This is a genomic window from Streptomyces sp. NPDC042371 (genome assembly GCF_056437465.1).
Genome location: NZ_JBWKAP010000013.1, coordinates 62,526 through 77,409, shown reverse-complemented (window position 1 = coordinate 77,409; position 14,884 = coordinate 62,526). Strand labels below are relative to the sequence as shown.

Here is a 14,884-nt window from a genome sequence, read left to right as displayed (position 1 = left end):
TGAGGGCACGGTCTTTCCGTGCACCCTCCGGCGAGTCCGCCGACGCCACGGTCTCGAAGGAGTGAGATGTCGGAAATATTCCATACCGTGAAGTGCGACCTGAACTCATTCCACCGAACCCCTGCCCATCTAACGTGCCGTGCACCGGAGCCCATCAGCCCCCCAGCCGACACACAACTCGTTCACCCGGCAACCGTGTTGTGCGGCCATCAGTGCTTAGTCCACGCCGTGATGCGGTGTCCCTCCCAATCGAAGGCGCCCTCCGGCACCTGCGTATGCGCACCCACACCGCGGCCACGTAACCCTCGGAGACATCTCGCATGGGATTCGGACGGCTAGGAGCCCAGGGCATGCCCGGGGCAGTAGCCCTCACCACCACACTCGACGACCTCGCCCAGGTCACCGACCCCTACCTGACACCGCCCGATCGCCTGAGACGCAACCTGCTCTACCTGACCCGCTCCCGCACCGGCTACACCTACATGCAGGACTGCGGCATCCGCATGGACCGGCGGATGATCACCGCCTGGCTCGCCGAGGAACGCCTCCCCGCAGCCGTCCAGCAGCGACGCCTGGAAGACGCCTTCCGCCTGCTGCGGCGCCGCAACATGGCGCCCAGCATGAGACGCCGGCTCAACGCCCGCGGCGGGACCCGGGTGGAGATCTACCCCGTCGACCAGAGCGGGGTCGAGGACAAGCACCAGCGCACCGCACGCTGGCGGCACAAGAATATCTACCGCTGGGACCCCATCGTCACCGCCTGGTCACGCAGCGACCTGCACGAACTGACCCACCAGTGGCACGCAGTGATCACCGACCTCGACTCCGACTGGCGCATGTACGAGTACGTCACCCACCTCGGCTTCGGGGCCTGAACCCCCGCCGCCACTGCGACGACCTTCGCCCCAGCCTCAGCCCAAAGGAACACCCTCATGGAGCCCCCGGGGCTTGACGACCTCACCGACGACGACCTGGCCCGCCGAAAGCGAGTACGCCGTGAACTTAGGGGCCCGGCCACACGCGCCCTGCTGGACTTGTCCAAGCGCGGCGAGCTGACCACCGCGCATGTCCACCTGTCCGCCCACACCCTCGGCGTGCACGTGCGGACCGTGTGGCGGGACCTTGCCCGCGCCCGCCTCGGCGAGCCCCTGCAGCGCAACCGGGACCGCTTCGAGGTCACCGACGACATCCGTACTCTGCTGGCCTACCACCGAGGCAACGTCAAAGCCGTCCACACCGAACTTGCCCGGGAAGCCGAGAAGACCGGCTCGATACCGGTGAGCCTGTCCACCGTGCACCGGGCCGTCAAGCGCGACCTCACGCCAGGCGACCGGGCCGGCCTACGCACCGGACTGCCGGCTGCCCGCGGCCACGACCCGCACCTGCGTCGCCCGCCCACCGCCCGCAACGAGGAGTGGGAAGGCGACCACAAACAGGCCCCGGTCCACGTCTGGGCAGACGGACGGCTGGTCAAACCATGGGTGACCTGGTTCTGCGACTGCCACACCGGCATGATCATGGGCTGGGCCATCACCCCCCATTTCCCGCACCGCGGCTCCATCCTGGCCGCCCTCAGATCCTGCATCCTGCACGGCGACACCTACGGCCCGGCCGGAGGCCTGCCCACCAGAATCCGCATCGACCGCGGCAAGGACTTCCTGTCCCGAGCCGTCCAGGACGCCCTCGGCGCGTTCACCGTCCAAGTCGACGTCCTGCCCCCGTACACCCCCCACCTCAAGGGCAGCATAGAGAACCTCAACCACGCCGCGACCAGCATGTTCTTCTCCACCCTGCCCCGCTACACCCACGCCCAGAAGCTCGACGCCCGCCGCCGCTCGGGGGAGAAGGACCCCGCCCTGACCTTCGAAGGCTTCGTCGAACTGTTCGCCAGATGGGTCCACACCCGCAACACCGAACACCAGATGGCCGGCTACGGCGACCTCACCCCGCTGCAGTGGTGGAACAGCGAAGACACCCCGCTGCGCGAAGTCAGCGCCGAGGACCTGCACGCCTTCCTCCTGGAAGGCGACCGCTCCGCCCGCACCATCACCGGCCATGGCATCCGCTTCAAACAACGCGACTACATGGCCGGCTGGATGACCGGCCGCTCCGGCACCCGCGTCCACATCCGCTTTCAGCCCCACCACCTGGAGCACATCGAAGTCTTCGACGCCGACAACCGCCGCCACCTGGGCACTGCCTACCTCGCCGACCAGGCCACCGACGAGCAGATCGAGCAGGTCTACCAGGCCCGCACTGAACGCGCCCGCCGCCTGCGCCGCGATCTACGCCGCGCCGAGACACTGCGCCGGCGCCGCTTCAAGGCACACACCACCGCCGGCCCAGCCCGCACAGAGGCGGCCATGACCCGCAAAGAAGCCGCGAAGGAACTGCGCAGCCTGCGCTCCAGCCGGACGGCCGATGACCTGCCCGCCAACTACATGCCCCGCCGGATCACCCCCTCCAGCCGCTGGGCCCTCCCCGGCACCGCCGCAGCCTCGCCCGAGGAGCGTCCATGAACGCCCAGTCCGCCGCCCCCAGGCCGGGCCGCCCGGGGCATCCGGGGCAGCAGGTGCGCTTCCGGGGCTGCCCCTTCACCACCACCTGGATGCCCTCCTATGCCCAGCGCACCGTCCGGATCCGCCCCACGCCACCGACACCGCCACCGGCCGGCTCCCGGGCGCCGCCTACACCCAGACGCCCCTCCCCGCACCCGCCCACCCCGCCCCGACTACCGCGAAAGACATCGACGTGAGTGACACCGACACCCCGCAGACGACGCCCCGCCCAGACCTCGACGAGGTCGTCGGCGAACCCGACTTCTACCTCAACCTCACCGACGCCCGCATCGTCGCCACCGAAGCCCTCCTCGAAGCCAGCGAAAACATCGCCGACACCATCGAAGCCCGAGCGATGTCCTGCATCTATGGAGACGCCGGACTCGGCAAGACCTTCTCCGTCCTGACCGCTCTTAAGGAAGTCTCCGCCGAACGCGTCCTGCTCCTGCAGTTCCGCTCCCGCCCCACCCCCCGCGACATCCGCCAGGAACTGTTCACCGAGCTGCACCTCGAAGGCGAACCGCCTCCCCACCCAAGCGAGTTCGACCGGCTCCTCAAGCGCACCCTTGCCCGCAAGCCCTACGTCCTGGTCTGCGACGAGGCCCAGCAGTTCAGCCGCGAATGCTTCGAGTTCGTCCGCCACCTGTGGGACACCGGCAAGGGCAAGACCCGCCCCGCCGTCCTCTTCGTCGGCGGCGAAGAGGCCTACAAGACCCTCTACAGCGAACCCGCCCTCGCCTCCCGTATCTACATCTGGCAGGAGTTCGCCCCCATGGAGCCCGAGGAAGTCCAGCGCAACATCCCCCTCTTCCACCCCGTCTGGGCCAACGCCTCACCCGAACTCATCGACTACGTCTACGAAGAAGGCGCCGGCGGCACCTTTCGTGTCTGGTCCAAGATCACCTACCACATCCTGGAAGGCATGAAGCGCCGCGGCCTCACAAAAGTCGACGAAACCATTGCCCGCTGGGCCATCCGCCGCGCCCTGCCTCACCGCCACCGCTCCCGCCGCCCCCAGCAGGACGCCGGATGACCACCCCCGACAACACCCCACGCGCGCCCCACTACCTCAGCCTGCCCGGCGCCCGCACCGTCATCACCCAGGCCGTGCGGGCCGCCGGCCACGCCCTCGACAGCGCGCTGCGCCAACAGCACATGATGTCCCTGATCGCCGACCCCGGCGTCGGAAAGACCTTCACCCTGCACCTGCTGTGCGAGCAGCGCCCAGACCTGCCCGTCCTGCGGCTCCTGCCGCGACCCCAAGCCCGCCCCGACGACCTGCGCCGCAGCCTTCACCACGCCCTCAACCTGCCCGGCAACCCGCCCACGGACGCCGGCATCTGCGACGACTACTTGCGCCACGGCCTGGCCCAGACCCCTCGCCTCCTCGCCGTCGACGAAGCCCACCAGCTCTCCGTCGCCTGCATCGAGTACCTGCGATACCTCCACGACGACCCCGCCCCAAAGGCCACTGTCCTGCTCCTGATCAGCCGGCCCCGCCTCAGAGCCCTGCGCTCACAACCCGCCCTGCTCAGCCGCGTCACCACCTGGCACCACATGGAACCCCTCGACGAGAGGGAAGTCCGCACCGTCCTGCCCGCCTTCCATCCCCTGTGGCAGAGCGTGCCCACCCACACCCTCACCCGCCTGGACCACCTGTGGGCACACGGCAACCTCCGCCGCTGGGCCGCACTCACCCATCAGCTCCAGGTCCACCGGCGCCGCCACCCCGACCGCCCACCCGACCCGGCCGCCCTCCTGCGCCGCCTGGACCCCCGACCCGCACCCACCACATGAGCACACCACCCCCCGACACCGCACCGCAGCAAACCCTTCGCCCCTGGACCCCCACCTGGGCCCCGGCCCACACCGACCCCGGCCTGTCGCCCCTCACCGTCATCACCGACCCCCACGACCAGAGCGCCTACACCACCACCGCGCTCGCCGCCCACCAGCCCGCCGCCGGCCGCATCACCGTCCACCCCACCCCCCTGGCCACCGCACCCGCCTACCTCGCCCACGACCTCATCCGCGCCCTCGGCAAGCACCTCCCGCCCCCAGACCTCGAGCCACCCTGGTGGACCACCAACGCCGACGAATCCTGGCGCGTGGCCGTGGCATGGACCCACGCCCTACACATCAGCCACTACGTCATCTGCCGAGCCCACCGCATCACCGCCCGCCACCTCGAACACCTCATGGCCCTCCGCGAACACACCCGCACGCGCCTCACCCTCATCGTCAGCGGCCCCACCCCAGCCGCCCTGGCCGCCACCGTCAGAACCATCCCGCACCACCACATAGACACCCTCGACCGCACCCGCCAACACCTGCAGGACGACCAGCAGATGACGCCCGCACCCCCGGGCCGCTACCGCTGGTGGCTGCCCGCTCCCTTCCCCGCCCCCCTCAACGAACCCTGGTACGAACTGCCCCCGCGCCCCAGCCGGCCAAAACCCCCCACCCACGACACCACCCGCCGACGCCGCACCACTGCCGGCCCCGCCCCGCCGACCGCCCCCGCCCTGCCCTCGACGACAACACTCGCCCACCCCGACACCGGCCCTGAGACGGTGGCCCGGCGCATCCACACCCGCATCGCCCACCCCGTGCACGCCGCAGCCGTCGCCGTCCGCGTCCTGGCCGGCTACGACACCGACCAACTGCCCCACGTCACCACCCCCACGCCGCAGCGCCCGCGCGCGGACCTGCCCTCCGACCTGCCCCCATGGGCCCTCTCGCTCCAGGACGCCGCCCGCACCTACACCCAGCTACAGGGGCACATCCGCACCGACCTGCCTGCCCACTTGACCGGAGCCGACAAGCCCTTCCGGCTCACCCCCTGGGATCAGGACGACGTCACACGAGCCACCGAAATCTGCCGTCTCATCCCCGCCCCCACCCGCCCACATTCCTCCAGGAAGAGCAGGCCATGAACGGCTATCCGACGCCCTCCTCGCCGCACGCACCCCCTGCCACAGCACGCCGACCGCCCCCGCCTACGAGCCGCCCTCAACCTCAGCACCGAGCAATTCGCCCAAGGGATCGGGCCCAGCACCTGCACCCTGCAGACCTGGGAAGAAGGCACACACAAACCGGCATCCGACGGGGTTAGCCACCCCACCGCCCACCCCAACCTGCCACACCAGTAGGGGCTTTGACTCTCAGGGCAGGACAGCCGCCACATGATCCTGAATGCGCCATCCCGACCGCGCAGCGCCGACAGTAGCCGCCGGCGCCCAGGCTCAACAGGGCGCGACGGTCCGCAGCAGAGCCTCTCCCGCCGCATCGCCCACCAAGAACGCCCTTTGTCCCGGGAAGCACGGTGCGCCTCAGGTATCGAGCCGCTCCTGGCACAGCTATCCCGCGATGATGAGAATCCGAGGGGCGCGGCCCGTGAGCCTGACAGATTCGGCGCGTGCCGGCAGACCATGGTGAGGAAACCGCCTGGATGCGCTCCTCGCCGACCGCTCGGCGCAACGCCTCCCTCGGCCCTGCCCCGCCCACCGCACACGCCTGCCGGCCAAACAGCCTCCGCGCGAAAGGCGCCTCATGAACCCCTTCGAATCCATCGACGCTCTGCTTGCCACTGCGCACCTCCCGCTCCCGCAGCCTGCCGAACGTGGCAGACTGCGCCGCCAGCTCCAACTGGAACCAGAGCCAGTGGCCCAGGCGGTAGGCGTCAGGGCAGACCTCCTCATGGCTTGGGAGGAAGGAAGCGACCCCGAAGGCGTGGCGCGTGTCCGCTACGCCTACTTCCTCAATGCCGCCCATCTCCTCACGCAGACAGCCGTGGCACACCCCTCCAGCCCTCCTGAGGGGCATGCGCCCGCCACCTGGACTGCCCGCGGAGAGCGCCCTGCGCGGGCTTCCTCCGGCAGCGTACGGCCGCCACAGCAGCGGACAGGCCCCGAGGCTCCCGACCCGATTGCCACCGTCGTCAACGCCGCCCTCGACTACTACGGGGGTGACCGGGACAGGACGATGAACGAACTTGTCCGCCGGGCCATCCCTCACGCGATGCGATTGTTTGCAGCTACTCGCGTGGGCGGCCGCTACGACATCGTGTGCTACCCGGCCATGCCCGATATCTTGACCAGGGCCAGTTCTCAGGTATCCGACCAGATCTGGGAAGCCCGGCCCAACTGGCGCTGCCCCACAGACTCCGTCAGCACCGCACCTGTGACCGCTTTGGACATCAACGGCGCCTACTTATCCGCCCTTAAGACACACCTCCCCCTGGGCGAACTGAAGCACCGTGTCGGGGCGCCGCACGACCGGCGCCGCTCGGGTGTGCATCTCATCACCCCGCCGGCCTGGCATCACGACGCCTACCTGCCCAACCCGCTCGGCGCCCGCACCGAACCAGGCCCTGTCTGGGTCACCGAACCCACCCTGCGGCTCCTGCTGGAATTGTCCGGACCACAACGGGACCTGTGTGAACCACCCGTCATCCACGAGTCCTACACCTCCGGCTCCACCGAAGGCCTGCTCGAAAAATTCCGGGTCCTCCTGCGCGACGCGCGCACCCAAGCACTGAGCCAAGCAGACGAGGTGACGCTGGCCTACGTGAAGAGCATGTACGCCAAGTTCGTCTCCACCATGGGGGACTCGACACACAACCGGGAACTCCACCGGCCCGACTGGATGCACATCATCCGCGCCCAGGCCTTCACCAACCTTTGGAGAAGAGCGCACAAGGCGCACGCCGAGGGCCTCACCCTCGTGCGCCTGTGCGGCACCGACGAACTACACGTTCAAGGCGACTGGCGCAGCGTCTTCACGGAGGGCCCGGCACTCAACGAAGTCAAAATCAAGAGAAAAACCGATGAACCATAACAACAGGTGACCGAGCCGCTCACGCACGACGCCGTCGAACTCATCCTCTCTCAGGTTGTCGAAGAAGCATCCGGCCACAAAGCCTGATGGAGGTCGGCGGCCAGTTAGGATCCCCCAACTGCGGCCACCTGATGGGAAGCCATCTGTCCACGGTAGATCTCACAGTCAGCGACGGATTCCAGCGCCCGGACCCAGACGCTCTCGACCTCGAACGGAACATCATGTCGTGCACCAGCGGCCTGTCTTCGGCCGACGAGGCGCACGCCGAGCGGTGCAGCCGCTGCGGCAACCTCATCGGCGACACTGACTGCACGCCGTACACCTGTCACCACCCCTGCGCCCACTGCGGCCACATCGGAGATGTGCACCGGGACTGGTACGTGCGTCTCGGGGAGAAGTGGTTCTGCCGCCGGTGCCCCGAAGGTCGGGAGCACTGGCATGACTACGTTCCCGCCGCCGACACCGCCCTCGGGCGGCAGCACGCGCAGCCGCAGTGACGGTCCGTGTCCGGTGTGCCGCCTGTGGGGATCTGATCTGGCTCAATGGTTGGGGCCACCAGTGGGGAATAGCTGGCCGTACACGGAGAAACGATCTTGGCCGCTGTCGGATGGATCGGCCCGAGGGGGAGGGGAGGTATCGAGAACATCGACGGCGAATATGGAGGTCCCACTCCCGTTGAGTCGTGGGCGGAGAGGTGGTGCAGCAACGGGTGGGGATGCTCCTTCCGCCTTTCTCGCACACCGCAGGGCCTGCCCCTGATACCCCGCCGGTCACCCCCATCGGGTCGCGTAAGGGGGGCGTTCGGCCAGGCCCCCGTAACCCCTCCCGTGTGGCCTCCGATCACCCTATGGCACGTTCGGTTGTGCCGGTTGGTCGCGACAGACACGGGCCGACGGCCCGCTGGAGTTGCGCAGGGACCGCGGACGGCAGCCCCTTGTGCGACAAGGCCCCGCGCGGGCTGCCCAAAGTGAAGGCAGGCGGTCAGCTGCAGGAGCCTGGGGCGCAAAAGCGACCTTTGCTGCTGTGGTGGCAGGCGTTGTAGGCGCGGCCGCAACACCTGGGACGTATCCGCTCGTTCATGACCAGCTGTGAATCTATGGGCTGGAAAGTGCTGGATACCGGTGATGCTAGGTTACGTGCCGGGGAGCGGCGAGCTGGATCCGCCGCAGCGGCGCCAGGCTGCAGAGCCCGCGCGGGGCGCGGGCAATCGGCCAGCCCAGGGTGCGAAGGCTCTGTACGGTTCGACTGTAGTGGGGAACGTGGGGCAGGCAGGGGCGCATTCGGCGGCAGGTCAGATGACCGGATACCTCTACCAGTGCGAACTGGCGCTGCTGGAACTGGCCCGGCGCAGCTGGCAGGACGTCACGGTCGAGGTCCGTATGGAGGTCCTCGACGACATCGAGTTCCTGCACCAGGAGAGCGACGACCCAGCAGAGCTCCTGCAGTCCAAACACCGCGGAGCGGCCGGTCCGCTCAGCGAGACCGGCAAAGACGTCTGGCGCTCGATCGCCTCCTGGATCGACGCCCTCGCCCTGCTCGGCAACCCGTCGGCAGCCGACATGCCAGTCCTCAGACTCGTCTCCACCCAGGTGGCCACCGCCGGCACCTTCCTCCACCAGCTGCGGCCCGGAGAGGGCCGGAACGTGTCCACTGCACTGGGACGGATGGAAGAGATCGCGGCAGCCCCGGACGGGCCGGACACCACGGGCAAGGACCGCCGTCTCTTCCTGTCCCTGGCCCCGCCCCAACGCCGCCGGCTGGCTGACGCCATCGTCGTCAGTGACGGCGCCCCCCTGATGTCAGACCTGGACCTTAGTCTGGCCAAAGAACTGGGGATCACCCCCAGTTCGCATGCTCGGCAGGTACTCGAGGAGATCAAGGGGTGGTGGTACGGCATGGCGGTGCGCCTGCTGGAGCGCGACACCTCCCCGCGCAAACTGTCCTCGGTCAGCGCACAGCAACTCCTGTGCCGCCGGGACGAGGTCACCGACCGATACGCGGGACGCGACCTGCCCATCACCGAGTCGCTGCGCCACCTGACCGACGCCGAGATCGCCAGCTACGAAACCCGGCTGATGGTGGACCAACTGCGCTGGATCGGCCTGGACGACGACGACATCGTGCCGCACCTGCGCGACTACCACCACGCCACAGCCCAGCGGTCCCAGTGGCTGCGCACCTTCAAGATCACCGAAGCCGAACTCGAAGAATATGAGCGGGAGCTGTGGCACGAGTGGGACCACATCCACCGCCGCCGCACCCGTCGCAAGAAACCAGGCATGAGCGAGGACGACCTCCAGGACATGGGCCTGGACGTGCTGGACGACACCCTGGCCAAAGCGGCGGCTACCCCGGCCCGCCCCGGCAGCACCACCACGTCCTGGATCGGCCGCGGCACCATGCACAGCCTCGCCGACCGCGCCGACCCCACGGCCGAGCCCGACGAGTCGGTGGGCTGGCACCCCAACTACCGCAACCGGTGCCCGCGCCGTGACGAAACACAGGAACCATGACCGCCACTCGCCGCCCGCCTGAGGCGCAGGCCCTGTTCAACCCGGCCTTCGGCGCCTACCTGCTGGCCACCAGCATCCACGCCGCACACAAGAAGAGCGGCCAGCCGCTGCCGTGGCCCAGCGCGTTCCTCGTGCTGCCCCTCGTGCTGCCCGAGGACTACCGCCAGGACCTGCCGTCGAAGTCGACCGTGTCACTGACGTCCTGGCTCAACAGCAACCCCCGCCACCGCGCCGCGTTTGCTGAGCGGGCCGCGGCCCTGACCGACTACACCCGCGCCAGCCTGCGCACTGCCCTGCGCCACACCGCCATAGAAGTCACCCCCACCGGCCTGCGCTGCCCCCGCACACCGCGCCCCGCCTCCAGCGCGACCGACGAGGTCGCCGCCTGCGCACGGGCCTCCGCCCTCGTCGGCCGCTGGCTGGCCGTGACCGAACCGGCCACCGCGTTCACCGCCCTGGGCGTCCGCCCCTAACCCAGCCTCAGCACAAGGAGCCCCAGAACCGCCATGCAACTACTCGCCGTGGCCCTCTACCACCGCGACCGCGACACCAGGCCCACACCCAGGGTCGTCCGGTTCCGGCCCGGGGCACTCAACATCCTCACCGGCGAGTCCGAGACCGGGAAGTCCGTTCTCCTCGAGATCGTCGACTACTGCCTGGGACGGCGCGCCCCCGGGCTGCCGGACCAGCCAATCGACCGGACCGTCGGCTGGTACGCCCTCCTGGTCTCCTTCAACGACCACACCCGCATGATGGTCGCCCGCCCCCGCCCCAGCGGCGCCTCCACCACCCAGGCCATGGTCCGCACCGGCGACGAGAGCCTCGACCTACCCCGTGCACAAGATCTCGTAGCCGACTCCAACACCGCCGCGCTCCGCAGCGAACTGAGCGCCCGCCTGGGCATCGAGGACTTCCGCTTCCAGCCGCCCCAGGGCGCCGCACGCTCGCCCTTCGACGTCTCCATCGCCCAAGCCGCCCTGCTGTGCTTCCAGAGCCAGAACGAGATCGCCGACAAACAGCGCCTCTTCCACCGCCAGGGCGAAAACGGCATCGCCCAGACCATCAAGGACACCCTGCCCTACTTCCTGGGCGCCGCAGGCCCCGAACAGGCGCTGCGCCGCTACCACCTGAACGACGCCCAACGCGTCCACCGCGCCGCCCAGCGCAAACTCGACGACGCCCTGCGCCAGCGCAGCACCGCCGACGCCGACGGACTGGCCCTGATCCGTCTCGCCGAGAACGAGGGCCTGCTCGCCGACGTCCCCGCCGCCCCCGAACCGGCGCACATCCCTGTGCTGCTGCAGCAGGCAGTCACCGCCCCAGCCACGGTAGTCCCCGTGGTGGCTCACGGTCGGCGACAAGATCTTGCCGAGGAACGCCGTGCCCTGCGCGAACAACTCCAGCGCTACGACGAGGCCCTGGCCACCGTAGACCGCTGGCGCGACCAAGGCGCCGCCTTCACCGGCGAACTGCACCTCCAGCTCGGCCGCCTGCAGACCCTTGACCTACTGGGTCCCGAAGCCGACCACGACACCGCCGTCTGCCCGATGTGCGCCCGACCCTTGGAGAGTCCCGATCCTGCGGCCGCCGACATCACCGAACTGACCGAACACCTCGCTCTCGAGCTCGAACGGGCCCGGTCCCTTCAACCTGTCCGCGACACCCACCGCCGCAGTCTGCTCACCGAACGCGAACAGATCACCGAACGGCTGCGGCTCAATGGCGCCCAGATGCGGGAACTCATCGCCAGTGACCAGGCGATGCAAACCCTGCAGGACCAACACGTTCGCATCGCCCACGTCCAAGGACGCATCATCCAGGCCCTCGCTCACGCCCCGGTGCCCGACAACGATCTGGCCCGCCTGCGCAGTGAGGAGGAACTGGCCCGCGACCGCGTGGCGAGCCTGCAGGAAATGATCGATGAGGACGATGTCGCCGCCGAAACCGAACGCCGTCTCACCGACGTCGCGACCAACATGACCATCTGGGCCAGGCGCCTCAACCTCGGACAGGCCACAGCCGCAGATGAAGTCCGCATCAGCCTCAGCCAGCTGAACGTGGTGCTGCGCCGCACGGCGGACCGGCTCCCGCTCAACCGGATCGGCAGCGCCAAGAACTGGATCGGCTACCACCTGGTTGCCCACCTGGCCCTGCACACCTACTTCCGCCTCCAACACCGCCCCGTGCCAGGCTTCCTCATGCTCGACCAGCCCACCCAGGCCTTCTTCCCCGAGAAGGTCCGCGATGCCACCACGGTCCATGACGCCGACTGGGAGACCGTCACCGCTTACTTCGAGCTCCTGCGGGACGTCACCGAGCTCAATGAAGGAGCCCTGCAGATCATCGTGTGCGACCACGCCAACCTGCCCGACCCGTGGTTCCAAAAATCCTTGATCGGCAACTGGCGTCCCCGCGATGGCCGCCCAGTGGCCCTGATCCCCACCGACTGGCTCAGCTGACCACCACCCTGCCCAGCTGCCCTTGAACCAAGCAACGACAGTCAGGCCAGCGCGGCCTCCGCTCACGCATCCGGGTCGGCCCGCCGTGCCAGGGCATCGCACAGACCTGCCTCGATATCCATGGCTCGGCCGAGGTCTTCGCGCGCATCCGTGTAGCGGGACTGGAGCGCGCTTCGTGCAGGCCGTCCTCCGCATCGATGACGCCCCCCACACCATCGACGAGCTGTTGCGGCCCTCAGATCGTTTTCCGGCGCCGTCTTGGCAGCAAGGGCGCGAGGGAGCACTTCTTATGATTTTCTCGTATACACCGCAGTGACGCTCGAGCCACCTGCTGCGCTGCACGTCGAGAGAGCTGCTTGCGCACGCAGCACACGTATCAGCAGCGCGGTCTCCGGCTGGTAGCCGGTGCTGGCGTGGCCACCGGGCTGGTGGAGGGAAAGCAGGGAGGCCGCGGCCAGATCCGCGATGAGAATGCGGGTACTGAGAAGTTCCTGGATTGCGGGCGCCGCACCGGAGATGGTGGGAGCAAGTGGACAGCGCGAAGCGGTCCGTCGGCACCGGTTGGTTGCGGGAACGAGTGAGGCCTTGGCGGCAGTCCACCGACCGACCTTTTGCCTGGCACGCAGCCGAGAGCACGCGGCTGACCTGCGGTCGACTGGTGAAGGCCCCTGGATGAGGCGATCAGCGCCGTGGCAGGCTGCTGGAACAGCACCGAAGGATGCCCGACGCTATCGACATCAGAGACATGATCAACCGGCAGCACGCGACCCCGTCGGAAACAGCGGCCATCGCTAGCCGACGGGCTTTGTCATGTCGGATAGACCTGTGAGGGTGCAGTGAGCGTTCACCTACGGTGCTTGGCCTCTCGCCAGAGGTCGTTTAGCAGGTCTGGGTCCTCGCCACAGGCGCTCACGAACTTCTCCACCAGCTGCCAAGAAGGAAACTTGGCACTGCACAGTACCCGGCTGAGGTAGGACGCAGTCACGCCGGTGGATCTGCCAAGGCTCCTCAAGGTCAGTCCGGATTCCCGCTGGAGCTTGGAGAGAACCGAGATCAGATCCTGGCCGGAGCTGGAGCCATCCTGCTGCTGCGACAGCGCCCCTTGCAGGGAATGGTCGTGCCGCGCAGCCTGTGGGAGCCCTCGTTGAGCAGCCGCACGCTGCACCTTACGGTCGGTCTGGGAGCGTGCATACAGCTTTTGTGCGTGATCCGTACTGATGTGGAGTGCACGGCCGATGGCAGTCCAGGGCTGCCTGTCTCGTCGGGCTTGCCGTACGGCGCCGGCGGTCAACACCTCCATCTCATAGCGAATCCTCACAGCGGCGTGCAGAGGGTCAACGCCTACAGCACCTGGCTTCGTCAACAGACGGACGAAGTGCCGCACCTCTTCCTGCATGTCCAGAGCTAGTTGTACGAGTTGCTCGTCACTCTGCGTTTGCCGCTTGTCCACACGCTTGCGGTGCCGATACGCGGCTTGTCTGCAGCTGTCGGAGCAGTAGAGCCTGGGGCGCCCGCGGGTGGGGTGAGAAACGCCAGGGTTCAGGCAGTGCGCGCAGATCGGCTGCCTCAGCGCTTCATCCTCCACGTCCATCACACCTCTCACCCTCCCGAGCCAGTGCGACCTGGCGCCCCTCCGTGACGGAAAGGGTTTCATCAACAGAGAACCGTCACTCAATTCTGTTGCCTTGAACTGCTATTTGTCGATGAAAATGAAGAAGCCGGAGCCCCACGGGTGGGGACTCCGACTCTCGTCCTAGTGCCTCAGACCAGGCCACGCGCATGTGCAGCATGCCAAGAGAGCTTGGCTGCCTCGATCACAACTGCGCAGATCAGGCCGATGGCTAGGGCGATCAGCCATTCGCGCGCAGAGCGCCTCGGCCGGTTGGATCCAGCGGCGCGGATCACGAGGATCACGCCATGCGGATCGGCAACGAACCAGGGCACTTTCAGTGTGTACCGGTCAAGCCCGAGGTTGCCCTGCTCGTCGTACTTGCGCAATTGGGGCACTGCACCCCCCTTACGGTTGAACAGAAGCAGAGGCCCTGCGTGCAGCCGCCATACCTGGCCCTGACATGGGCCGTTGCGGTGAGACGTGGTCAGCCAGCTACTTCGATCGCTTCGATGTTGACACCGTACTGATCCCGCGCCCCTTCTCATGCCGGAAACGGCCGGAACCATCAGCGACTGTCGTTGGACACAACGATGGCCGGGAGGCAACGTCTGATGGTGGCTAACGCGCCGTGCTCGCCGGGTGTCATATATCGAACTCCATGGCCTCGGAGAGTGTCAGAAACCTGCACTCTCCTGTTGCGAGGTCGACCCTCACTGGAGTGCATCCGATCACCATGTGCTCGAATCGCTCTGTGCGAATGAATTCCTCGCTATTGCAGGGGGCGATGAGTGCCCCATCGCGAACGACCATCTGCTCCCTGTCGATGATCAGAGGCACTTCGGAGGTGAGATCTGATTTGAGGAACTCGTCGGCGAGCAGAGCGGCTTCGACAGGCTGAATCAT

The 14,884-nt window shown here is 67.9% G+C and carries 13 protein-coding genes; 10 read left to right on the top strand and 3 right to left on the bottom strand.

The genetic code is table 11. The features are described 5' to 3' along the window. Positions 1–350 precede the first annotated feature (350 nt). The 10 genes from AC068B_RS32730 (at position 351) to AC068B_RS32685 (ending at position 12,369) form a co-directional block, all read left to right on the top strand. Positions 351–875, top strand: coding sequence for a transcriptional regulator (locus AC068B_RS32730; RefSeq protein ID WP_478675164.1), 525 nt, complete (start codon positions 351–353; stop codon positions 873–875). Positions 876–932: 57 nt separating this feature from the next. Next, positions 933–2,519, top strand: a complete 1,587-nt coding sequence (locus AC068B_RS32725; RefSeq protein WP_478675163.1) for a transposase — start codon at positions 933–935, stop codon at positions 2,517–2,519. A 232-nt stretch (positions 2,520–2,751) separates the two neighbouring features. Beyond that, on the top strand, positions 2,752–3,591 hold the full coding sequence (locus AC068B_RS32720; protein WP_478675162.1) for an AAA family ATPase: 840 nt from the start codon (positions 2,752–2,754) through the stop codon (positions 3,589–3,591). Then, entirely contained in the window at positions 3,588–4,355 is a 768-nt protein-coding gene (locus AC068B_RS32715; RefSeq protein ID WP_478675161.1) for an AAA family ATPase, read from the top strand. The genes AC068B_RS32720 and AC068B_RS32715 overlap by 4 nt, the downstream gene beginning before the upstream one ends. Continuing rightward, positions 4,352–5,494: a hypothetical protein gene (locus tag AC068B_RS32710; RefSeq protein ID WP_478675160.1), complete on the top strand. Its 1,143-nt coding sequence runs from the start codon at positions 4,352–4,354 to the stop codon at positions 5,492–5,494. Before AC068B_RS32715 ends, AC068B_RS32710 begins: the two co-directional genes overlap by 4 nt. A 616-nt stretch (positions 5,495–6,110) precedes the next feature. Further along, a complete protein-coding gene (locus AC068B_RS32705; RefSeq protein WP_478675159.1) occupies positions 6,111–7,397 on the top strand; it encodes a transcriptional regulator in 1,287 nt (428 codons plus the stop codon). Between the two features lie 221 nt (positions 7,398–7,618). Beyond that, complete coding sequence (locus tag AC068B_RS32700; protein ID WP_478675158.1) at positions 7,619–7,894, top strand: hypothetical protein; 276 nt, start codon at positions 7,619–7,621, stop codon at positions 7,892–7,894. 798 nt (positions 7,895–8,692) lie between these two features. After that, positions 8,693–9,910: an ABC-three component system protein gene (locus tag AC068B_RS32695; protein ID WP_478675157.1), complete on the top strand. Its 1,218-nt coding sequence runs from the start codon at positions 8,693–8,695 to the stop codon at positions 9,908–9,910. After that, positions 9,907–10,383, top strand: a complete 477-nt coding sequence (locus AC068B_RS32690) for a three component ABC system middle component (RefSeq protein ID WP_478675156.1) — start codon at positions 9,907–9,909, stop codon at positions 10,381–10,383. Before AC068B_RS32695 ends, AC068B_RS32690 begins: the two co-directional genes overlap by 4 nt. Before the next feature lie 33 nt (positions 10,384–10,416). Next, the gene (locus tag AC068B_RS32685; protein WP_478675155.1) at positions 10,417–12,369 is read left to right on the top strand and encodes a DUF3732 domain-containing protein; all 1,953 of its coding nucleotides are present in this window, start codon (positions 10,417–10,419) and stop codon (positions 12,367–12,369) included. Positions 12,370–13,213: 844 nt separating this feature from the next. On the opposite strand, the gene AC068B_RS32680 is transcribed toward AC068B_RS32685, so the two are convergent. The 3 genes from AC068B_RS32680 to AC068B_RS32670 all read right to left on the bottom strand — a co-directional run bounded on the left by AC068B_RS32680 (position 13,214) and on the right by AC068B_RS32670 (position 14,884). Beyond that, positions 13,214–13,669: a helix-turn-helix domain-containing protein gene (locus AC068B_RS32680; RefSeq protein ID WP_478675289.1), complete on the bottom strand. Its 456-nt coding sequence runs from the start codon at positions 13,667–13,669 to the stop codon at positions 13,214–13,216. 461 nt (positions 13,670–14,130) lie between these two features. Beyond that, complete coding sequence (locus AC068B_RS32675; RefSeq protein WP_478675154.1) at positions 14,131–14,367, bottom strand: hypothetical protein; 237 nt, start codon at positions 14,365–14,367, stop codon at positions 14,131–14,133. 256 nt (positions 14,368–14,623) lie between these two features. Then, positions 14,624–14,884: a hypothetical protein gene (locus tag AC068B_RS32670; protein WP_478675153.1), complete on the bottom strand. Its 261-nt coding sequence runs from the start codon at positions 14,882–14,884 to the stop codon at positions 14,624–14,626.